This window comes from Methylomonas methanica (assembly GCF_001644035.1).
Lineage (GTDB): Bacteria > Pseudomonadota > Gammaproteobacteria > Methylococcales > Methylomonadaceae > Methylomonas > Methylomonas methanica_A.
In genome coordinates this window covers 1-23,485 of sequence record NZ_LUUG01000131.1, presented here as the reverse complement: position 1 = coordinate 23,485, position 23,485 = coordinate 1, and the positions used below count along the sequence as shown (strand labels likewise).

Annotated in this window: 14 protein-coding genes; 4 read left to right on the top strand and 10 right to left on the bottom strand. The window is 55.8% G+C overall.

The annotated features are described in order from the left end of the window. The 3 genes from A1332_RS23090 to A1332_RS23080 form a co-directional block, all read right to left on the bottom strand. Positions 1–6,974: filamentous hemagglutinin N-terminal domain-containing protein (locus tag A1332_RS23090; protein WP_064010745.1), on the bottom strand; the 6,974-nt coding region annotated here is incomplete at its 3' end. A gap of 17 nt (positions 6,975–6,991) precedes the next feature. Beyond that, positions 6,992–7,729 (bottom strand): SapC family protein, encoded by a 738-nt coding sequence (locus A1332_RS23085; RefSeq protein WP_197491547.1) that lies wholly within the window; start codon positions 7,727–7,729, stop codon positions 6,992–6,994. Between the two features lie 47 nt (positions 7,730–7,776). After that, a complete protein-coding gene (locus A1332_RS23080; protein WP_064010744.1) occupies positions 7,777–9,498 on the bottom strand; it encodes a ShlB/FhaC/HecB family hemolysin secretion/activation protein in 1,722 nt (573 codons plus the stop codon). Between the two features lie 430 nt (positions 9,499–9,928). Here A1332_RS23080 and A1332_RS26615 point away from each other — a divergent pair, with 430 nt between their 5' ends. Continuing rightward, on the top strand, positions 9,929–10,063 hold the full coding sequence (locus A1332_RS26615) for a hypothetical protein (RefSeq protein WP_419866007.1): 135 nt from the start codon (positions 9,929–9,931) through the stop codon (positions 10,061–10,063). 222 nt (positions 10,064–10,285) lie between these two features. On the opposite strand, the gene A1332_RS23075 is transcribed toward A1332_RS26615, so the two are convergent. After that, a complete protein-coding gene (locus tag A1332_RS23075; protein WP_064010743.1) occupies positions 10,286–10,903 on the bottom strand; it encodes a TetR/AcrR family transcriptional regulator in 618 nt (205 codons plus the stop codon). A gap of 236 nt (positions 10,904–11,139) precedes the next feature. Here A1332_RS23075 and A1332_RS23070 point away from each other — a divergent pair, with 236 nt between their 5' ends. Genes A1332_RS23070 through A1332_RS23060 form a run of 3 tightly spaced genes read left to right on the top strand, consistent with a single transcriptional unit; the run spans position 11,140 to position 17,036 of the window. Further along, positions 11,140–12,255 carry an efflux RND transporter periplasmic adaptor subunit gene (locus tag A1332_RS23070; protein WP_231890401.1) on the top strand — a complete coding sequence of 372 codons (1,116 nt, stop codon included), beginning with the start codon at positions 11,140–11,142 and terminating at the stop codon, positions 12,253–12,255. A 3-nt stretch (positions 12,256–12,258) separates the two neighbouring features. Further along, positions 12,259–15,450: an efflux RND transporter permease subunit gene (locus A1332_RS23065; RefSeq protein ID WP_064010741.1), complete on the top strand. Its 3,192-nt coding sequence runs from the start codon at positions 12,259–12,261 to the stop codon at positions 15,448–15,450. Continuing rightward, positions 15,447–17,036 carry an efflux transporter outer membrane subunit gene (locus A1332_RS23060; RefSeq protein ID WP_231890400.1) on the top strand — a complete coding sequence of 530 codons (1,590 nt, stop codon included), beginning with the start codon at positions 15,447–15,449 and terminating at the stop codon, positions 17,034–17,036. Before A1332_RS23065 ends, A1332_RS23060 begins: the two co-directional genes overlap by 4 nt. A gap of 34 nt (positions 17,037–17,070) precedes the next feature. Here the strand turns inward: A1332_RS23060 and A1332_RS23055 are convergent, their stop codons facing one another. The 6 genes from A1332_RS23055 to A1332_RS23030 form a co-directional block, all read right to left on the bottom strand. Continuing rightward, positions 17,071–17,655 carry a hypothetical protein gene (locus tag A1332_RS23055; RefSeq protein WP_064010740.1) on the bottom strand — a complete coding sequence of 195 codons (585 nt, stop codon included), beginning with the start codon at positions 17,653–17,655 and terminating at the stop codon, positions 17,071–17,073. Continuing rightward, positions 17,652–18,953, bottom strand: a complete 1,302-nt coding sequence (locus A1332_RS23050) for an SAM-dependent methyltransferase (protein ID WP_064010739.1) — start codon at positions 18,951–18,953, stop codon at positions 17,652–17,654. The genes A1332_RS23055 and A1332_RS23050 overlap by 4 nt, the downstream gene beginning before the upstream one ends. Positions 18,954–18,974: 21 nt before the next feature. Next, positions 18,975–19,718 (bottom strand): DUF1365 domain-containing protein, encoded by a 744-nt coding sequence (locus A1332_RS23045; RefSeq protein WP_064010738.1) that lies wholly within the window; start codon positions 19,716–19,718, stop codon positions 18,975–18,977. After that, the gene (locus tag A1332_RS23040; protein ID WP_064010737.1) at positions 19,711–20,952 is read right to left on the bottom strand and encodes an NAD(P)/FAD-dependent oxidoreductase; all 1,242 of its coding nucleotides are present in this window, start codon (positions 20,950–20,952) and stop codon (positions 19,711–19,713) included. Before A1332_RS23040 ends, A1332_RS23045 begins: the two co-directional genes overlap by 8 nt. 109 nt (positions 20,953–21,061) lie before the next feature. Beyond that, positions 21,062–21,850: a DUF1295 domain-containing protein gene (locus tag A1332_RS23035; protein WP_064010736.1), complete on the bottom strand. Its 789-nt coding sequence runs from the start codon at positions 21,848–21,850 to the stop codon at positions 21,062–21,064. A gap of 58 nt (positions 21,851–21,908) precedes the next feature. After that, positions 21,909–22,958: an SAM-dependent methyltransferase gene (locus A1332_RS23030; RefSeq protein WP_064010735.1), complete on the bottom strand. Its 1,050-nt coding sequence runs from the start codon at positions 22,956–22,958 to the stop codon at positions 21,909–21,911. Positions 22,959–23,485: the final 527 nt, after the last annotated feature.

The following is a 23,485-nucleotide window of genomic DNA, read 5'->3' as shown; positions in this document are numbered from 1 at the left end:
GCGCCGCTGTTGCCGTCGCTGACGGTCACGCCGCTAACAGTCACCGTCTTGTTGCCGCTACCGACGTTTTTGTCGGTAAAGGCAAAGGTGCCGCCGCTGAGGCTGTCGCTGCCGTACAGCGAGCCGCTCGTGATGGTTGCGGTGCCGGCCGCCGTGGTGCCGCCGTCGTAGGCCTTGCTGACGTCGCTGGTGCTGACGGTCACGCTGGCTGCTGAAATATCGGCGGTATGCGTGCCGCCGCTCAGCGTATAGTTGCTGGCCAAGCCGCCGTTACTGCCGTCGGCCAACGCCAAAGTCCCCAGCGTCACCGCTTTGCCGGTGCCGACGTTTTTATCGGCGACCGTGCCGGTGCCGCTCAGGTTCAGGGTTTCGCTACCGAACAAGCTGCCGGTCGAGAAGATGCCGGCCGCCACGTTGGTACTGCCGTTATAGGCCCGATTGCCGGTCAGGCTGACCACGAACGGCGTGATGGTTAAGGTGCCGTTGACATAACTGAAATCATAGTTGCTGGCAGTGTATCCGCTCCCGGTAATGGTGTAGCTACCCGCGTTGGTCGCGCCTTGCGAGGTGCCGCCGTAGCTGACGCTGCCGCCCAATACGCTTGAGGTTTCGCTGTTGACGAAGCCGGTGATATTGACACCGTGACCGCCACTATAGCCCAAGCCGTTGTAAGCGCGGCTGTCGTCACTGGCGGTCACGGTCAGCGTTTTTTTGTTGACCGTTAAGGTTCCGCTGGCGCCTCCGGTGCCTATCGTCGTCGAATAACCGGCCCCGCTACTGATCGCGGCCGAACCGACCGCGCCGTTGACAGTATAGCTGCCGACCGCGCGGGCAGTGCCGGCCGTGCCGCCGACAATGCTAAAACTGGGCGTGCCACTTAAACCCGCGACGGTGGCGGAGTCCGTCACGCCGTCGTCGTTGACGTAACCCGAAAACGCGCTGCTCGCGCTCGGATCGGCGTCGCCGTAGGTTTTGCTGATGTTGCCGACGTCGACGCTCAGGCTAGGCTGGTAGTCATAGATCAGGTGATTGCCCGCGACGATTGTTGCCGGCGCGTTGCCGTCGTAAGTTTTGTTGTATAGTCTGGGGAGCGCCGAGCCCGCCGCCCCGGTCAGGCCTCCCTCGGTCGAGCCGGATGGACTGTGCATATACACCAGCCAACGACCGTTGGCGGAGGACAGTACGCCAATGCCGACATTGTTGATCAATTCGCCGCCGCTGGCGGCCGCCAAAACCAGCGCATCCCCGCTGCCGCTGGCGGTCAAGCTCGCGCCACTGTTTAAAACGATATTCTTGCTGCCGCTCGCGCCGCCGGTGCCGCGATGGATAATGCTGATGGTATCGGCCAGGATTTGTCCCGCCAGGGTGATGTTGCCGCTGTCGTCCTCGGTGTTGCCGGTGCCGTCGCGCAACTCCATGGTGACCGAACCGGCGCCGGCATCTATCGTGACACCGTTGGCAACTTCGATAACGGCATTGCCGGCCGCGCGATCAGCGTCGACAACGCCGTTGGCTGCCAAATCGTTGGCGTGCAGCACTAAGTTGCCGCCGTCGGTGGTGATGTCGGCATTGACGTAAATGCTGCGTCCCGCCTCCAATTTCAGGGTCGCTGACGAACTGAAAAGCCCGGCGACATTGAGCGCGCTGTTAACGGTGATGTCGTTGCTGGCTTGTAGCGTGACGTTGGTACCCCAGCCGAGTAGATTGGTCAAAACGTCCGGGGCTATGGTCATGTCCTTGCCGACCGCCATACCATAAGTAATGCGACTCGGATCGGTAGCACCCGAGGTTACCCGGCCGCTATTTTCGTTGGCGAAGCTGACCACGAAGGTATCGCCGTGGTCATAAGCAAAGCCTGGCAGCAGGCTGAAATAGTTGGTGCCGGCATATTGATAGTAATCCACCCAGGGGCCGCCGTTGTTAAAGCTCATGCCGCTGTTGGCTGTCCTGCCGACAATGCTATTCGCTTCCGATATTTCACCGAAGATTCCGTAGAAAGCGTCGCCGTAGGTTATGGCGCCGGCATTGGTTAATGCGCCATTTTTCCAATCGGCGTCGATAACCATGTAGTCGTAATAGTAGGTATTGTAATTCTGAGTCAGAATGACTTGGTTCAAGCCGACATCTTGGTTATCGTAAGTACCTACCAAGCTGTTGCTGGCCGATACTACTCCGGCCACACCGGTTGCCGCACGTCCCCAAGTGATTGCTCCAGCATTCGCCGCGCTACCGTTGTGCCAGTGCCGGCTGCCGATCAGATAGGAAACGTAAAGGTCCACGATGCCGTCACTGCCGACCTGATCGCCGGCACTGCTGCCCACTACGCTATTGGATGAGCCAACAACCGCGCCTCGACCACTTTCGCCGTAAGCGTAGCCGGTTTTTTCGGCGACCCAGGTAACCGCGCCGGCATCGGTATTAGCGCCGTTGTGCCAATGGGGGCTCAATACCAAATAGTTGTATACATATTGTCCGCTAGTCAGATCGTAGCCGTTGGTCAGAACGGTGACGCCGCCGCTGCCGATCTGGTCGCCCGTTGTGGCCCCGATCAAGCTGTTGCTGCCTGTCACCGAACCCAATGCACCGGTCAAGCGGCTGCCCCACGTTACCGCGCCGAGTTGCGTGCTCGTGCCATCACCCCAATCCGGACTGATCACGACATAGCCGACTCGGGTCGTATTGTTGTATTCGGCGGGTAGGGCAACCACGCCGCCACTACCGACCCGGTCATTGACATGCGTACCGACCAAGCTGTTGGCAGCGCTGGCGTTGCCGGTAAGCGGGGATGCCGCCCCGGCTGTGGTCGTGACGCTGCCCCAAGTGACGGCGCCAGCATCTGCGGTTGCAGCGTTGTCCCAGTTCGGGCTGGCTATCGCGTAGTAGTCGAGATGGTATTGTTTCTGACCGTTGGCGTTAGCAGGCCCGGTTGTCCAATCGTAAGGCAGCATCGTAATGCCAACGCTGCCAATTTGATCGTTAGCGGTGCCACCCACCAAACTATTGCCGGCACTGATGCTGCCGGTGATTCCGCTGGCGGCAGCAACTTTGGTGACTGCGCCAACGTTCGCGGTTCCACCGTTGCTCCAATTCGGACTATCAACCATGTAAAAGGCTGTTCGCGTACCCGACCAAGTTGTTCCGTTATAGGTCTGCTCTGTATATTGCCCGATTTTGACGCCACCACTGCCTACTTGATCCCCGGCTGTATCGCCGACCAAACTGTTGCCTGATCCAACAGTGCCTTGGATGCCGCTGGCTTCGGCACCCATAGTGACCGCACCGCGGTCACTATTCCAATGTGGACTAATCACACTGTAATAATAGGTATATGACCAGTTGCCAGTAGTTTCGACACCGTTATAAGTTGCCACGACTCCGCCACTGCCCACGCGATCGTTGGCATGACTGCCGATCAAGCTATTGCTGCTACTGATCGCACCGCTGACGCCGCTGCCGAAACTGCCCCAGCTGGCGGCGCCCGCATCGGCGTTGCCGCCGTTATCCCAGGTGGGCGTCAGCACCACATAATCGGCAACGCCGACATCGACGATATTATTGACATCGCTGCCGACGCCGTCGTTGGCGGTGCTGCCGACCAGGCTATTTCCTGCGCCGACCACGCCGCTGACGCCGCTGGTTTTGCTGCCCCAAGTCACCGCGCCGGCATTGGTCGCACCGCCATTATCCCAATCAGGGCTCAAAACCAGGTAGTACCCGTTCTTCAGGAGAATTCCACCGCCACCAATATGATCATTGGCTGTGGACCCTACCAGACTGTTGGCTGTGCCCAAAGTACCGGTTTTGGTAGCTGTAGCATCCCAGAAGGTTACGGCCCCGGCATTACCGTTCCAAAGAGGGCTAAGTACTACGTACCCTGGGTCTTGGCCAAGGTTCGTAACGCCGCCGCTACCGACCTGATCGTTCGCATGACTACCGACCAAGCTATTGCCGCTGCCTATCACACCGGACACGCCGCCATTATTGGTGCTGGTCTCCGTTGGGATATTGGTTAACGTGTTTCCGAGATAGTCCGTCGTCGTAACGGTACCGTAGGTGATGCTGCGACCGTCTCCCCAAGTGATGGCGCCGGCATCCGCGATTGACCCGCCATTGTTGAAATGGGGACTTAGTACCAGATAGTAGGGGTGGGTTGATGTGTAGCCGGTGTCCGCACTGCGGCTAGTATTATGACTAAGTATCTGAATGCCACCACTACCAACCAAATCGCCGGCGCTTGCACCAACCAGACTATTGGCTGAAGACACTGCGAAACCAGCAGTCGCTCCGCCCGATGCAAAACCAGTTGCGCCATTAAGCCAAGTGACTGAACCCTTATCACTCTCCCAATGCGGACTGGCGACGACGTAGGCAACGTCAGTTCGGTAAGTATTCACGTGCCCGTGCGGCGGCGTGGTCCAAGGCTGACTGTTGTAGTTGGTACTGTTGGAGTAATAAAGCACCTTGATGTCGCCGCTGCCCACTTGGTCGCTGGCATTACTGCCGACTAGGCTGTTCGAAGAATCGACGGTGCCTGTTAGCGCGGTCGATCCGCTGGCCCAAGTCACCGCGCCGGCATCGGCCGCACCACCGTTTTGCCAGTGCGGGCTGGCGATCGCGAAATAGTTTCGGAAATATTCGGTGCCGGCAATCAACGCGCCGCTGCTGTTGTAGTCGTGGAACTCGGTGACGAATTGAGTGATGCCGCTGCTGCCGATACGATCGCCGGCGGCCGAGCCGACCAGGCTATTTGCCGACGAAATGACACCGGAGATGCCGCTCAACGCGCTACCCATCGTCACCGCGCCGGTATTGGCATTCCATTGCGGATTCAAGACCAGATATTTCAAATAGCCGTTGTCGTTGGACCATGTGTGGCCGGTAGCGCCGTAATAGTTATCAACCAAAACGATACTGCCGCTGCCCACCGCATCGCCCGCCGAACTGCCGACCAGGCTGTTGGCAGACGATATAACGCCAGACACGCTGCCATTGCCGGCTGCCCAGGTGACTGCGCCTTTGCCGCCGTCCCAATACGGACTGGAAATCAAAAAGTTGCCCAGCGAATTGAACGAGACGTTGACGTTGGTATTGGTATTTTGGCTAACCAGCTGGGTGATCCCACCACTGCCGAGGCGATCATCGGCGTGGCTACCGGTGACCGTCGCGATCAGCGCCCCGGACCAGCCGTTGTACAAATAAACCGCGCCGGCATCCTGGCCGCCGAAGTCGTCATAGGGATTCGTGACGGCCACGTTGGTGCTCCACAGTACCGAAGTGCCGGTGCCGAAGCCGGATGTGACGCCCAGTGTGTTGGTCGGATTGGGGTCTTCGAAATCGAATTGCGGGTACTGGCCGCTGCTGTCGATGGTGATGTTGCGCGGATCGAGTAATAGACTGCCGTTGCGGCCCTGACTGGCTAAGGTGGTAACGGTTCCGCCAAACAGTAGGGCGTCGTGAGACGAGACTTCAACGGTGCCGCCGTCGCCGCCCGCCGAACCGCCCTTGGCGGAGATCGTGCCATAAAAATCGGTTTTCTGATCCGACCAAACCACGACGTCACCGCCATCGCCCTTTTCAGTTGCGACGGCTTGCAGTTGGGTGAAGGGATTGATTCGCGTTATCGTGGCATTGCGAACCGCCGCGTCCTTGCCATGAAAGCCGCCGCCAATGCTGATCTTGCCGCCGCCTTTGGCACCGTTGGCGGTGATCGTCGCAGCGGCCAACGTAACGTCTTTGCCGCCGGTGACGGTGATCTTGCCACCGCTTCCAGAAACGCCGCTAGCATCGATGGTGGCGGAACTGAACACGCCACCTTGGCCACCCGCGGTCACGGCGATGTCGCCGCCGTTTTGGCTTCCCTTTGTGGACAGCTTGGCGGATGCGGTCTGGATGACTCGACTGTCGGCGGCAATCGTAATTCGGCCGCCTTCGGAGACGGTACCTTCGGCGCTGAGCGTTCCGGTTTGCAGCACGCGGTCGCCGGTCAGGCGAATATCCCCGCCGCTATCACCGTCGGCGCGGATGGTACCGGTATCGACGACCAACCGGCCGCGCTCGACGACATTGCCGCCTTGGGTATTCTCGGCGGCGGACACCTCCAGTGTGCCGCTGTTGCTGACCTCGTCGCCGATCAGTTCTATCGAACCGCCGCGATTGACCAGGGATTTGGCCTCAACCACGCCGCTGTTGTTAATCGCGGCGCCGCGCAATTGGTCGGCGGCGCTGGCCGTCATGATCACCCGGCCGCCATCGGCGCGGATCAGCTGTTTGTTCTCGATCAGCGTATTGACAGTGGCTGGATCAACCTGAACATTGACCAGTTTACCTTCGTCCAATTCCAGTTTTACGCCATCGCCGCCGGCTAGCGCCACCGTGCCCAAATGGGCCTGAACCAGACCTTCGTTGCTGACGCTGGGGGCCAGCAACGCCACGTATCCGCCGTCCTTGGCACGGATGTCGCCCTGATTGACGACGCCGGCGTCGCTGCCCTCGCGCTTGAAATGATAGTTGCCGGCACGGAAATCGGCATCGCTGATGTTCATCGTCGACGCCGCCATCGCGCCGACATCGACTTGGGCGCCCTTGGCAAACAGCACGCCGTTGGGGTTCACCAGAAACACTTGACCGTTAGCGGTCAATCGGCCGGCAATGACCGATGCTTCGCCGGATGTCACGCGGTTCAGCGCGATCGCGCTGGCGTTAGGCTGTTGATAATCCAAATGGGCACTGGCGCCGATGTTGTAGCTCTGCCAGTTGATGATAGCTTTATCACTGCCTTGTACGACATCCATCCGTGCGCCATCTTGGTGGATTTGTGCCTGTCCCGACGTCACCTGGCCGCCATTAGGCAGCGCATTGCCGGCCAATTCGGCCAAGGCCGGCTGCCAAGCACCGGCCAAGGCGATTTGTATCGCCAGCACCAGCGGATGACGGTTGAAGTGCGGCGTGCGACTTTGGTAGGCATATCTGGTCATAAGACTGTCCTCTCGAATCAGTGCGGTTTTTCGGTGCTTGCGGCGGCTTTGCGTTCCAACAGGCGGGCAAAATTGCTCAACGACGCCAAGTGCAGATAGATCAATCCCAACCAGCCGGTTTGGAACAGGCTGTCCAACGCATCGCTACCGATTTTTTGGAAGCGCGCCTGGTCCACGACCCAAAGACCTGATAACGAGTAGCGCTCGCCGCTCGGTGATACCGCATCGGCCCGGCGTTCGGTTAAGAGGTCCAATTCGTGCAAGGTGGCGGCGAATTGCGCGGTCCGTTGCGATTCGGCGTGGAACTCCCGCAAAAAACCGATGATTTGTTGCAGGTAAGCCGACGGTTCGCCGTCGACCAGCAACGGCTCACCGGCCGTTTCGTTAAAACGCGGGCTAGTCTCGTCAAAACAGACGACCAATTGCTTGTCTTCGGCCTGCTCGGCGGGTACGAACGGGTATCGGCGGACGAAGGCTGGTATGTAATGTCCGATCCAGCGACCGGCGCCGTTGACGAACAGGTTTTCACCGTCGTTCAAGCCCAGCACCGCGACCGGAACGAATTGGCCGTCGCCGGCTTTGCCGAAAGCGATCGGATATTCCTTGCCGGCTTCGCTGAATTCCGGACCAATCAGCGGCACCGAGTTACTGACTCGCGCGTAACCGACGTCTTCGGACGGCGCGATATGCAACCGACCGTGAGCGGCGGGGTTCAGACTGACGATGCGTTTGTAAAATAGCAATTGGTTATCCACGGTGGTGTCGCCGGTTGAGTTGGAGGAAAAATGGAAACTGAAGACGTTTAAAACGCTTTGCTCAAGCTGACCCAAAAATGAGGCGCTTTGTAAGTACCGTCAGAATCGTTGCCGTCTCCCGAGCGGGCTGGGTTGGCGCCTATGCGTTGGGCGACGCTGCCGCGGATGATGAAATTGCCGGGTACCACCCAGTTGATTCCGACGCCGCCGCCGCTGAGCGTGTATTGGTTAGGGCCGCCTTCGGTGGCATTCGGCCATAGATCGTTGTGCAGCGTTATACCGCCATGGTCGATGAAGCCGACCAACTCAACATGCTCGTAAACCTCGTACCGTAGTTCGAAATTCATCAGATAGCCTTCGTCGCCCAGGGCCTCGTTGACTGGATAAGCTCTGATGCCAAAGGGGCCACCCAGACTGAACTTTTCGGAAGAATCCAGATTTTTAGTGGCCAGTTGTCCACTGACGCCGGCATAGAAGCGTAATTTGTCGGTCAGGCTTTGTAGACGGGAGGCGTTAAGTGAGAACTTTTGATAGGCACCACCGGCGCGGGCTGTGGCCCGGTTTTGAGTTTGGTCGACCAGGCTTCCCGACAAATCCAGGTTGCCGGCCACCATTGTTGCGCCAAATAACGTTACCGCGCTGCCTAGCCAGTCGTCCTGATGATCGCCGCTCAGGCCGAGGTAACCGCTTTGCACTTCCTTGTCGCTGACCACGCTACCAAGGCTGGTATTGTAGTAGTGGCGATCATCGAAACCGCTGACAACGTAAAGATTCGTGCTCACACCGCGAAGCAACGGATAGGTTGCGAAGGTGCCGCCGGTCCACGCCGAGCCTTGGGCGTCCAACGACTGAAAGGGTTCGCCTAGGGTATAGTCCAGCGCGGACGCGGCCAGGCCAATCCGCAACCCGGAGTAGCCTACCGGCAGCGAATAAGCAACTCGGCCATAAACGTTACCGCTGCCGCCTTGAACGCGTAACGAGGCCAGATCGCCGAGGCGCAAGGGATTATTCAGGTTTAGCAATCCGCCGAATTGGTTCATGCCGACCGAGCGCACGCCGGTATTGCTGTAATCTACAGAGCCGCTGATTAAATTGCTGGGGTCGATTTTCAGCAGCAGGTCGGATTCGCCGGCTCTTTCGCCGGCCTTCAAGGTGGAAGAAATGGTGCCGCCGGTCAGATCGTTCAGCAGGAGGATGCCGCGTTGCATATCGGCCAATCGCAAAGCGTCCCCTGCCGGCTGAGCCGCCAACATGGTTTGTCGGGGAATGTCGTTTCGGTAGGTGGCGGCCGGGTCGTCGACCTCGACTTTGCCTAATTTGGCTTCGCGGATCAGAATTTCGACGATGCCGTCGCGAATTTGCTGAGCGGGCAATACCGCGCGGGCGAAAAAGCCACGTTGCTGGTAATACTCCGCAATATCGCGAGTGATTTTGCGCAGTTCGGCCAAGCTCAAGTCCTTGCCGATATGGTCTTTCAGAAATGCCTGGAGTTCAGCTTCGCCAATCAACTCGGTGCCGCTGATTTTCCAACCCTTGACTTGGATACGGATGTCGCCTTCACCGGCAGGCGCCGGTTGCTCCGAAATTTCGAACGGGACGTTCGAGTCGCCAGGCAAAATCGGTTCGGGTTTGATATTTCGTAGAATCGACCCCGCCTCGGGAACCACTTCAGCCGCTTGTCCGGCAGCCAGACAACTGATTAGGAAAGCTAAGGCAGCGGCACTGAGCCGAATCCGGATGAGTTTGCGATTTCTTAGGGTCGGTTGCATACGATTTCAATTGCTGACATGAATGGAAATGGTCGCCTGTCCGCTTTATTTAGGCCGCGAGGCAAATAACGAATGCCCTGGCCTATCTTTGGTTACCCGATGCGGATTGGTGTGCCCGTACAATATAGCCGTTCGGTCATAACCGTTTAGCTCAGGGGCCGGAGAGTATCGAATCCGATCAGACCCCAAAAACGGTATGGAAATAATATAGTCGATAAAAAAAATTAGTCGAACGCAAAAAATCTCAAACTTTAATTCGGGCGCGTCATGGATCGCCGGTTTGAGCAGACCAACGCTAACCGGGCCTGGGTCTCGGACATCACTTACCTACGGACCGTGAGTGGTTGGCTGCTTATACCCTTGGATATAAGCTGGCGGTCGTGTTGGACCTGTACTCGCGCAAAATCGTCGGCTCGGCTATGGCGCCCACATGCCGGCGGAATCGGTTTACACGGCCTTCCGGATTGCCATCGCTCAGCAAAGACCGCCGCCGGGCGTGATCGTGCATTCCGACCGAGGTAGCCAATATGCCAACCACGCCGATGCCATCCGCGTATATCGTTAATTTCTACAACAATCGGCGCTTGCATTCGTCATCGGGCTAATTGCCGCTGAATGGCTATGAGATGAAAATGGCAGACCAACAACCTATCGCGGTGTCCGAAAAAAGTAGACCACTACAACCTGGCCTAAATGAGCGTCACCGCAGGGAAAGTGGGAACCCCGTTGCCGGAATCGATTGACGGCGAGTTCTGACGGATGCCGCTTGCCTAGCACATGAAATGCGTTAACGGGCTAACCGACACCCCTGCAAAAACAAACCAACAGACTGCCGCACCCATATTTCGATCTCGGCTTCGTCGGGAGTCGGCTCCAAACCCAGTTGTAATCTTTGTAAGCGTTCGCCACGCACCGCGCTGATGAATTGGTCGGCAAGGAAATACGGATCCATATCGATTATTCGGCCGGCCTGTTGATGGCGCATAAAAAACTGCGCTAACAAACCCAGAGTCCGGCGCGGTCCTTGTTCGTAAAACTGTGTCGCCAGATCCGGGAATCGGGGCGATTCGCCGATCAATATCGCCCGCATCCGCAACACATCCGGACGGGTGATACGAAACAAAAACTGCCGGGCAAAAATCGTCAAAGCCTCTTCCAATTCGCAATCGTCGGACAGGCTGCCGATAAACTGGTCGCTGCACCGCCTGATCAAAGCGCCGAACAGACCGGCCTTGCCACCGAATTGGCTATAGATCGTGCGCAGCGAAACTCGCGCATCGCGGGCTATGGTTTCCATACTCAGGTTTCCGTAACCGTTTTCCAGGAAAAGCTGCAACGCCGCATCGAGCAATCGGTCCCGACTTTGCTGCTCATCGCCCTTACAGGGACGCCCACATTTGATCATGCTGCAGTACTCGCGAAATAAATTGACTCGAACAAAGATGATAACCTAGACTAAACGGTAATGGATATTACCATTTTTATTCACACGACATTTGGGACTCTACGGAAATGGCAAAAAATAGGTGCATGACGATTGCGATTAACAGGAGAAGCTCCCGTTCGGAGCAAAGCCTCCAGGACTTTCCTCGACAGGGATATTCAAGCCGCCTGCTCCGCCTCAGCGTTGTCGTTACCGCCATGCAACTAGCACTAGTCGGCTGCGGTTCCTCCAGCACTCCAGAAGGTGCGCCAGCCGCACCGCCGCCGCCCAATGTAAAAATTGCTCAACCCTTAAGCCAGGAAACCACCGAATGGGACGAGTACACCGGCCGGGTTGAAGCGGTCAATTCTGTGGACATCCGTGCCCGCGTCAGCGGCTATTTGGATAAGGTCAACTTCACCGCCGGTGCGAAAGTTAAAAAAGGCGATCTGTTATTTCAGATCGACCCCAAACCGCTGCAAGCCCAACTCAATCATGCACAAGCCGAATTGGAGCGCGCCAAAACCAAACGCGAACTGGCAAAAAACGACCTGAGCCGTGCCGAAAACCTGTTCAAAGCCAAAGCCATTTCCGCTGAAGAATACGACATGCGCAATAAAGGCCTAAGTGAAGCCGCTGCGGCGGTCGAATCGGCCGCAGCCAGTGTCTACACCGCCAAACTCAACCTGGAATACACCGAAATCCGCGCCCCGATCAGCGGCCGTGTGGGCCGAGAAATGATCACCGCCGGCAACTTGGTGAGAGCGGACGACACCCTGCTGACCAATATCGTCTCCACCGACCCGGTGTATGTGTACGTCGATGCCGATGAACAATCGGTGCTGAAATACCGCCGCCACGCCCAGCAGCATGGCAAAGCGTCGGCGGATTTGAAAGGCACGCCGGTAGAGCTGGCGGTTGCCGACGAAACCGATTTTCCGCATCAAGGCAAACTGGACTACATAGCCCCGCGCGAGGATGCTGCCACCGGCACGCTAAGCTTGCGCGGCGTATTTGCCAACCCCGACGAATTACTCAGCCCCGGTTTCTTCGCGCGCTTGCGGGTGCAAGCCTCGGCCTCTTACCCAGCGCTGTTATTGCCGGACCGCGCCATCGCCGCCGATCAAGCACAACGCTTTGTTTGGGTGATCAACCAAGACAATCAAGCCGAATACCGACAAGTCACACCGGGCGCGCGGATAGGTGAGTTGCGGGTTATCCGCAGCGGTTTGCAAGCCGGCGATTGGGTGGTAGTGGAAGGTTTGCAAAAGCTTAAACCCGGCGCCAAAGTCAATCCGGAACGCACCTCGCTCGGCGCGCAGGGAGCCCAATAAGCCATGGATAAATTCAGCCATTTTTTTATCGACCGGCCGATATTCGCAGCGGTATTGTCGATTGTGATCGTGTTGGTAGGCAGTTTGGCATTGATCGGCCTGCCGATTGCCCAGTACCCGGAAATTGCGCCGCCCACCGTCGTCGTCAATACCAACTATCCCGGCGCTAACGCCAGTGTCGTCGCCGAAACCGTGGCCACGCCGATTGAGCAGGAAGTAAACGGTGTGGAAGACATGCTGTATATGTCTTCGCAGTCCACCAATAGCGGCGCGATGTCCTTGACCGTGACCTTCAAACCCGGCACCAATCTGGATAAAGCCCAGGTATTGGTGCAAAACCGGGTGGCGCTCGCCGAACCGAAACTGCCTGAAGAAGTGCGTCGCCAAGGCCTGAGCGTGAAAAAACGCAGCCCTGATTTAAGCCTGGTGGTTAACTTGGTGTCGCCGGACAAACGCTACGACAGCGTTTACATGAGTAACTATGCCTTGCTGCAAATCCGCGACACCTTGGCGCGTTTGCCCGGCGTTGGCGACATTCTGCTGTTCGGCGCCCGCGATTACAGTATGCGTTTATGGCTAAACCCGGAATCCATCGCCGCCCGCAATCTGACCGCCGCCGAGGTAGTGAACGCGGTGCGCGAACAAAACGTGCAAGTCGCCGCCGGCGTGGTCGGCCAGCAACCCTCGCCCAATAATGCCGAGTATCAATACACCGTCAGCACGCTGGGCCGTTTGACCGAGCCCGAGCAATTCGGCGAGATCGTCATTAAGCAAGGCGAGAACGGTCAAGTTACCCGCCTGAAAGACGTGGCGCGTATCGAACTGGGCGCTAAAGATTACAACTCCGGCTTATATCTGGACGGCGATCAGACGGTCGGTCTGGCGATCTTCCAACTACCCGGTTCCAATGCCATCGACACCAAAAAAGCCGTGGTCGAGGCGATGGAGAAACTGAAGACCCGCTTCCCGGAAGGCCTGGATTACGTATTGGTTTACGACACAGTGGTGTTCGTACAGCAATCCATCGATGCGGTCGTTGAAACCCTGTTCGAAGCCTTATTGCTGGTGGTATTGGTGGTCATCGTGTTCCTGCAAAACTGGCGGGCAGCGGTGATTCCTTTGCTGGCAGTGCCGGTGTCCTTGATCGGCACCTTTGCGGTGATGTCGGCCTTAGGCATCTCGTTAAACACGCTCTCGTTATTCGGTTTGGTATTGGCTATCGGTATCGTGGTGGACGACGCCATCGTGGTGGTGGAAAACGTCGAGCGGCATATCGCCGAAGGCATGCATGCCCGCGAAGCCACGCGGCTGGCGATGTCCGAAGTAGTTGGGCCGGTGGTTGCCACCGCGCTGGTATTGGTGGCGGTATTCGTCCCCACGGCTTTTATTACCGGCGTATCCGGCGCGTTTTACAAACAGTTTGCCTTGACCATTGCCGTCTCGACCGTCATTTCGGCGTTTAACTCGCTTACGCTCAGTCCGGCTTTGTGCGCCTTACTGCTGGATCGTGCCCACGACAACAAAGACGCTTTCACCAAAGTGTTCGACAAGCTGTTTGGTTGGTTCTTCGGCGCGTTTAACCGTTTTTTTGAGCGTTTCAGCGTCGGCTACTCGCGTCTGGTTGGCCGCTTGATCCGGATGACGGCCTTGGTGCTGGTGTTGTATGTCGGCCTGAACGGCTTGAATCTCCTGACTTTCGAGAAAGTGCCGACCGGTTTTATTCCGCAACAGGATCAGGGTTACCTAGTTCTGTATGCGCAATTGCCCGACGCCGCCTCGCTGGCCCGCACCCAGGATGTGGTGCAGCAAGCCAGCAAGATCATTCTGGATACCAAGGGCGTGCAGCACGTCAATGCCTATGCCGGCTGGTCGGTGTTGAGCGGGGCCAATCAATCCAATGTCGCGACGATGTTCGCCCGCTTAGGCGCATTTGATGAGCGTGCTGGCCGCCCTGAACTGCATGCCGACCAAATCGTTAAAGACCTCACCCAGCGTCTCAGCATCATCCCCAATGCCCGCATCGCGGTATTTGCGCCCCCACCAATCCGCGGCATGAGTTCGGTCGGCGGCTTTAAATTGCAGATTGAAGATAGAAACAACGCCGGGATCGACGAATTGCAGCGGGTCGCCAATGACATGCTGGGTAAAGGCAATCAACAAGCCGGCTTGGTCGGTTTGTTCACCACCTTTAGATCCGGCGTGCCGCAATTGTTTGTGGACGTGGATAGAACCAGGGTTAAAGCCATGGACGTGCCGTTGAAAGACGTGTTCGACACCCTGCAGATTTATCTGGGCTCTTTGTACGTCAACGACTTCAACGCCTTTGGCCGTACCTACCAAGTGGTGGCGCAATCCGACGCCCAATTCAGGATGTTGCCGGGCGACATCAGCGAACTGAAAACCAAAAATCGCCAAGGCGGGATGGTGCCGCTGGGCGCGGTCAGCGACGTGAAAGAAATCGCCGGCCCCGACAAAGTCACCCGCTACAACATGTATCCGGCGGCGGAGATCAACGGCAGTACCCTGCCCGGCATCAGCTCCGGCCAAGCGATCGATACCATGAGCAAACTGCTGTCCGCCGAATTGCCGCCGGGCTTTGATTTCGAATGGACCGAACTGAGTTTGCAGCAAGTCTTGGCCGGCAATGTGGCGATGCTGGTGTTTCCGCTCAGCGTCATCTTTGTATTCTTGGCCCTAGCCGCGCAATACGAAAGCTGGTCGCTGCCCTTCGCGGTGATTTTGATCGTACCGATGTGTATTTTGTCGTCGATGACCGGGGTTTGGCTAAGCAATATGGACAACAACATCTTCACTCAAATCGGCTTTATCGTCTTGGTGGGATTGGCCAGTAAGAATGCCATTTTGATTGTCGAGTTTGCCAAACAGCGTCAGGAAAGCGGCTTAAACCGCTTCGAAGCGGCGGTGGAAGCCTCGCGGATTCGCTTGCGGCCGATTCTGATGACCTCGTTTGCTTTCATCATGGGCGTGTTTCCCTTGGTGATTGCCCAAGGTGCCGGCGCCGAATCCCGGCGTCTGCTGGGTACGGCTGTTTTCAGCGGCATGATCGGCGTCACGGTGTTCGGCTTGTTATTGACACCGGTGTTTTATGTGGTGGTGCAAGCCATCGCCCAACGCCTGCGCCCCTCAGCCACCGATTTAACTACTCATCAACCTTCAATGGATGCACCCAAATGAGTCAGCGCCAATGTATTAACCAGGTCCAAAAACTCCCTGGATGCGTCATTCCCGCGAATGCGGGAAACCAGCGTGGCCGCAGGGCTCCCGCATTCGCGGGAGCGACGACATTTAAGGCTCGGATTAATAAACGCCGGCTTGACACCCTCTGTGCTGTCGGCCTCGTCAGCTTACTGCTGAGCGGTTGTGCGGTCGGCCCGGATTATGAACGGCCGGCCACTGCCGAGTTGCCGGCAAATTTTGCCAACGCCCAACCCGCAGAGTTCTCCGAGCGCGGCATTGAGGAGCAGTGGTGGAAGCTATTCAACGACCCACAATTAAGCGCCTTGATCGAGAACACTATCAGCCACAACTACGAGCTGAAAGCCGCCCGCGCCAATCTGGCCGAAGCGCGCTCCTTGTATCTGGAAACTGGTCTAAACCTGTTACCCACCGTCACCTCGCACGCGAATTACACCGAACAAAAACGCAGCGTCGGCGCATTTAACAATCGCACCGGGGTGTTTCCGCGAGAATTGAAGCTCTATAACACCGGCTTCGACGCCTCCTGGGAAATCGATTTCTTTGGGCGGGTGCGCCGCAATGTCGAAGCCAGCAACGACGAAGTCGAAGCGCAGGAAGCCAGCCTGCGCGACATCGGCGTCAGCCTGATTGCCGAAGCCGCGCGGAATTATTTTGAATTGCGCGGCCTGCAAAACCAGTTGGCGGTGGCCCGGAAGAATGCCGACAACCAGGCTCAAACCCTGGAACTGACGCAGGTAAAACTGGAAAACGGTCGTGGTACTGAATTGGACACCTCCCGAGCATTAGCGCAGTTGGAAAGCACCAAAGCCGGGATTCCGCGTCTGGAAGGCGCTATCGCCCAAGCCATCCACAGACTCAGTGTACTGACCGGACAAATGCCGGACGCCTTAACCACCCGTTTGACCCAATCGGCACCCTTACCGAAAGCGCCGGATGCCATCCAAATCGGCAACCCGGAACAACTGTTACGCCGCCGGCCGGATATTCGCGTCGCCGAACGCAGCTTGGCAGCCGCGACCGCCAGAATCGGCGTGGCGACCGCCGACCTGTTTCCAAGGGTCACTTTCGTCGGCAGCCTGTCTTTGGAAGCCAGTACCCTATCCGGCTTGGTCGCACCGGGTTCAGAGACCTATTCGGTTGGCCCCAAAATCAGCTGGGCGGCTTTTGATTTAGGTCGAGTTTACGCCCGCATCAAGGCCGCCGACGCCCGCGCCGAAGCCAGTCTGGCGCAATACGAACAAACCGTGCTGACCGCCCTGGAAGAAACCGAAAACGCGCTGGTCAACTACCGCCAAGAGCGCGCGCGCCGCAGCTCTTTACTCGCGGCAGCGCAGGCCAGCGAGAAAGCCTCGGCACTGGCGCATCTGCGTTATCAGGAAGGCATAGCGGATTTTCTGACCGTGCTGGATAGCGAATTGCGGTTATTACAGGATCAAAGCCAATTGGCGCAAAGCGAAACTGCCACGGCTACCGCCTTAACGGCCGTTTATAAGGCTTTGGGGGGCGGTTGGGTGGAGTCAACTGAGACATCCGGCAAACTGGAAACCAGCCTTGTTCAATAGGTAATTTCGCCCTTCAGACAGACCGTGAACCGGTTTATTCCTTATTTAACGGTGTAATTTCGGCCTGAACTTTACCTTTAAATTCGGAATTCCAGATCGGATTTTCATAATCCTCGGGGTGTAGTTTGACTGCCGCCTCGGGGTAAATATGCCAAAACGATTGGTTGATAGCGCCGGATTGGTAATGGGTGTTTTTACGCTCGTGCTGAAATGGACACCACCAATTCTCGACGACTTTCACCAGATAACTGTGCCATTCGAACAAGCCCACGCTATACGGGCAATACCACGTACAATTGGCTACCCAAAAAGTTTTGGCTCTCACCGGATTTAACATCGACTTGGGTTGCATAGTGATCTGGGTTTTCATGTCGTACCGATGCGATTTTCGATCGGGCAGAAACGATGACAAAGGCCGAATGTTTTTCGCACCCAACATCCGCAAATGCAGATAGGTAATCCAGGCACTCGCCAGCACGAAAGGCCAAGTAAAAATAGGTAGGTAGATCAGCGATACCGCTGTTAGCCGATACCAGAGCGAGGCATTCTTAAAATCATTCGCTATGAAAACCGGATCGTCATTGTGTTGTGTGGTATTGCATTGATCACAGGCTTTCATGCGACACTATCTCCTTGATTATTATGAACATTGTTGATGCCGTCTGGTTCACGGTAAAGGGCTTTGGCTAGCAGCAAATGCGCGTTACCAATCGCGCGTTCCCGATAAGCGCCCTCGCAATACGCCAGATAAAACTCCCACATCCGAATAAATTCCTCGCTGTAGCCCTGGGCACGGACCGAATCGAGACGCTCCATAAACGCCAAACGCCAACGTTGTAGTGTCACAGCATAATGCGCGCCGATGTCTTGCAGATGCAGCAGGTTAAAGTCTGAGGCCTTGGTCATGGCTTGGACTAAGGCAGTCACCGAAGGAATACAACTGCCGGGAAAAATATAACGCTTAATGAAATCGACATCGTCGCGGGCCTTTTCGTATTGTTGGTCGGCAATGGTAATGGCCTGGATCAGGGCTAAACCGTCCGGTTTTAGCAGCTGCGCGCACTTAGCAAAATAGGTTTCGTAGTACTGATGACCGATGGCCTCGACCATTTCTATCGAAACCAATTTGTCATAAGTCCCGGTCAAATCGCGATAATCCTGAAACAACAAGGTCACCCGATCCGACAATCCGGCAGCTTGAATGCGTTGTTGGGCAAACTCGAATTGCTGGCGGGAAATAGTGGTGGCAGTCACCCGGCAGCCGAAATTGGTGGCAGCGTATTCGGCAAATCCACCCCAACCACAGCCCACCTCGATAACATGATCTTCCGGCCTGAGTTGAAGCTTGCCGCAGATAAGCGCCAACTTGGCGACCGATGCCTCATATAAACTGGCCTCCGGGCGTTCAAAATAGGCGCAGGAGTACAGCAGGGTTTCGTCCAGAAACAGTTGAAAAAAATCATTGCCCAGGTCGTAATGCGCGGCAATATTGCGCCGGCTGCCCTGCCGGGTATTGAGATGGTAGCTATGCATCAGCTTACGCAACTTTCGCGTCAGCCATGCCGAATAGCCGTTCATCCCGTCCAATACCGACCGGTTGCGAATCAGAATCCTCACCAAATCGACTAGATTGGAGCAGCGCCAATAGCCGGCAATATAGGCTTCCGCCGCGCCCACTGCGCCGCCGAACAGGATGTCGCTAAAAAACGCTTCATCTTCGACAAAAATGTCCGCGCTGAATGGGAAGTCGGGCTGTGCTTGCCCGTAGTGCAACTCACAGCCCGCATGTAAAACAATACAGCCTGTTTGCATTTGCTGTAATTGCCGACACACTAAAGTTCTGGCCCAACGTTGACTAAATTGAGGTTTGCTCAGCAGGGATAACCTGGAATCCAGGGGGGAGATCAAATTCAACATGACGTGCTCCGCAGACGGTCACTAGGGGTGCGCATAAAATGGAATGCCTTTGAGTTTAAGTAAAGCAGCTTGGTAATAAATACCGGCTACAGCCTTGATGGTCATCGCCGGGTAGCGATAGAGCGTGGATGCCAACCGTTCCGGGGTAATCGCGTGTCGATGCAGGCTGAGGGTGGCATCAAACACTTTGTTGTCATCGCGATTTAAGTGCATCTGCACGGCCAATCTCGACCCCGGCTCCACAAACCTCCAGTCGTATTCCAGATCCATCGGAAAAAACGGTGAGACATGAAAGGCCTTGGCAACTTGGTAGCGATGTTGGCCCGCCCGCCCGCTGTCGAGCGCCGGACTCAACACATAACTAAAACGCTCATGCCACGGGGTGTTGGTGATTTCAGCGACCACGGTTTCTAACTGCTGGCCGGAACGGTCGAAGCAGTAGTAAAAGCTCACCGGGTTGAAGCAGTAACCAAAATAGCGTAAGTGAGTCAGCAGCCGAATCGGCCCCTGCGGTCTTTGCCCGGTGGTGTTTTCAACCAGATCGCACACTGCTTCTGACAGAGGCTGTTTGGGGTCGCCCAGGTAGTCGCTACGGCGAAACCAAGCCAGCGCAGGCTTGTCTGCAGACCATAGGCGACTGCCTTGAAACACCTCGGCCAGCTCAGCCAGATCAAGGTAAACCATGAACAAATCGTAATTAAAGACATGCGGCTTGGGGGCAAAGCGCCGGTGCCGGATTGTCCCAACGTAAAGACAGCTATGCATGGCTGATTTGTTCGACAACTTTAAGCGCGCTGCGCACCCCGTCCTCATGAAAACCAAAACCCCAGTAGGCCCCGCAGTAATGGGTGTGATTGACGCCGCTGATTTCCGCATGCCGCTGTTGGGCCGCGACACCTTGTAAACTGAACATCGGGTGATGGTAAACCAGCTGCTTGATGATGCGTTTGGGATCTATCGCTTCCGGGTAGTTCAAGGTCACGCAAAACGTTTCCGGCGCCGGCAGTGATTGCAGAATGTTCATGTTGTAAGTCAGAGCAACGCAATCGCGTGCCTGCGGCAACACATGGTAATTCCAGGCCGCCCAAGCCCTGGTGCTGGTCGGTAAAACCGAGGTATCGGTATGCAAAATGGCGACGTTTTCTTTATACGGAATCGCGCCGAGGATGGCCTGCTCTTGGGGATTGGCGTCGGACAATAGACGCAGCGCTTGGTCACTGTGGCATGCAAATATCACCGAATCGAAACGCTCGGCTTCGCAAGCCCGCGGTTTGAGCAGAGCACCCTGCGAATCACGACTAACGCTTTCAATCGGACTGTTAACCCTGATATTTTCCTTAAAGCCCTGGGTCAAAGGCGCTAGATAACTCCTGGAGCCGCCTTGTATCACTCGCCAAACCGGGCGATTACGGACTTGCAACATGCCATGATTTTGAAAAAACCGCAGAAAATAGCGCGCGGGAAAACGCAGCATATCCGCTTCAGAGGCAGACCAGATCGCCGCGCCCATCGGGATGATGTAATGCTGTATAAACGCCTCTGAATATCCTCGGTCTGCCAGATAGCCGCCGAGCGTGGTTTGGTCATTACCGCTCGCTATCCACTGCATCGCTTGTTTGTTGAAACGCAAAATATCGGCGATCATCTTCAAAAACGACGGGCTGAGCAAATTGCGGCGCTGCGCGAATAGGCCATTTAAGTCGCCGCCTTTGTATTCCAAACCGCTACGCTCCGATTTGACGCTGAAGCTCATTTTGCTGTCTTGCCACTTCACGCCCAGCTCATCAATCAAGCGAATGAAATTGGGGTAGGTCCAGTCATTGAACACAATAAACCCGGTATCGACCTGCCAGGCTGTGCCAGCCAATTCTATGCTGTGAGTATCCGTATGGCCGCCAACCTGGCCGCGTGCCTCGAAGACGGTAATCTCATGGTTTTTATGCAGGTAGTACGCAGCAGTCAGCCCGGAAATACCACTGCCGATAATGGCTATTTTCATCCGTCAATCGTCCCTTGAATATCCGATTTTGCGCAGCAGCCTACCAAGCTTTCGGCACTTTTCTGACTTTTTTTCTGTGGCTCATTCCTGCCCAGAACAGTTTTACTCATTAAATTGGCCTGTGAGATTTAGGCATTAAAGGAAAAAACGCACTGGTGCGATTTTGATAATCCCGGTAGGCCGGCCTGCGCTCATGAATGTCTTTTTCCAGTAGAGCCACCCCGGATATGCGCAGTAACAGCAGCGTCATCAGGAGCGGGGAAAACAGCATCCAGATCGGTGAGCCCGCAGAAAACGCGATGAAATAAAAGCCCCACCACACACAGCACTCTCCAAAGTAATTCGGGTGCCTGGAATATCGCCACAAGCCTTGGTCCATTACTCGACCCTGATTGCTCGGGCTGGCTTTAAACGCTGCCATTTGCCAATCAGCCAAGCTTTCAAAAACCACTCCGAGCAGAAAAACACAAATGCCTATCCAGTCTAATACCCCAATAGGCAAACCAGACTTGATGGCCGGCAAACTGGGAAGTGAAATGATCCAAGCCAAAACAGCTTGCAAAGAAAAGATAATGAACAAGCTTTTCAAGCCAAAGGATGGTTGATGGTTTTGCCGAATTTGCTGATAACGCCGATCTTCAGGCTCGCCCCAGTTTCGCCAGCTTAGGTAGACGCTGAGCCGGATGGACCAAAGCGCGATCAGACCGAGGACCCAGATTGAGCGCGGACCATTACCTGCGGATTGCAACGCGTATGAACCTGCCGACGCCAAAAAGAACAGCGACCAAACACTATCGACGATACTGACATCTTTAATAGCCAAGCTGATCAGCCAGGTGATAAAACCCATCGCTAGCAATAGTACCAAGCCTTGGAAGGCTGTTGCCCAATCGATCATGTCAAACCTCCTGTTCTGGCCTGCTCAGTCTTCCATGATTTTAAGAATATGTGCGGCATTATGCAGGTCGGCGCACAAACAAATAATGCCCAACCCACCATTCTGCACCGCCGCGAAACCCCCAAAGTTCGGCACAAGCCATAAAAAACACCCGCCAACGCATCCGCCAAACCGCGGCAGATTCAATACCGTAGGTGTCCACCAGGATCGGCCAAATCCGGTCTTTATGCCTATCCATATTCTCCAGCCAAGCGTTGGCGGTTTTTTCATAGTGTTTACCATCCCAACACCAGCGTTTGCTGAGGATTAACTGGGTTTGAAAATGCAAGGGCAATTCAAAGCTGGGCATGATGCCGCCGGAAAAGAAATAGCGGCCCATCCAATCTTGGGTATCTGTGCTGTTGAATGCGTAGGGCAAGCGCCGATGACAAAAAACATGCATGAAAAAGCTGCCATCGGGCTTGAGCCAATCCGCCACGCGGGCAAACAGCGCCGGCCAGTTTTGCATATGCTCGAACATTTCCACGGAGACAATTCGGTCGAAGTGCCGGTCAATCTCGAAACGATTCATATCGCAGGTAATCACTTCAAGATTACGCAAACCCAGCGCTAGGGCTTTTTGAGTAATGTACTCGCGCTGCGAGTGCGAGTTGGAAACGGCCGTAATCCGGCTAGCGGGATAATGCTCCGCCATCCACAAGCTCAACGAACCCCAGCCACATCCCAACTCCAAAACCTCTTGACCATCGGCCAAACCGGCACGTTCACAAGTCACGGTTAAGGCATCTACCTCGGCTTGATCGAGTGAGCCCCCCGCTTCCGGCCAAAGGCAACAACTGTATTTACGCCGAGCCCCTAGCACCAAGCCAAAGAATGCCTCCGGCACTTCATAATGCTGTTCGTTGGCCTTTTCCGTTAACACGGCAACCGGCGCTTGGGTCATTGAGTCGATAAAATCGGCTAGATAGTTTTCGGCGGCTTCAGGATCATGCAAAGGCAGCGACGACAGCCGCTTCTGCAATACCTGACGGATGCCAGTGCGGATCATCAGATCAGGTAACCCGCCCCTTTCCATCAAGCCGATCAATTGCTGCGTTACCCAACTCATCGCTACTCCAAATACATTGCCGCGAAATATTTCAATCCAAACAGAGCCGCTAGAACCAAGAGATTTACCGAGATTGTTTAATCCCAGCGCGGTAAATCAGCGGCTGCCCTCGACTAACTGACCAGCCGGTTTGAAAGAAGCTTTTACAAAATTTATGCAGGAGCTTACCTTGACCCCTCGAAAAGACTAGGAAACTGCCCATTTCCAAGATGCATGACCGACATAAGAACTGGCGGCCTAGCCCCCTTCTGCGTAACCTGAAGCTAGACGACAAACATCTGAATTTAGCTCGCGACAATAAACGAATGAGTTGATGGAGGTTAGCTGGTTAGAGCGAAGGGAAACCTATCAATGGCAAACTATTATGGAATGGGTTTAACAAAGGTAGGCTTGGTTGAATGACAATTAAACCAAGCTTGGAAGGAGTTATGGTTTCCAATCCAAAGAACCGTTAGAAGGAAAATGCTTGCTTAGACCAAGGCATTTGCTGGGTTTCGCGCTGCTCTACCCAGCCTTGTATGATGAAT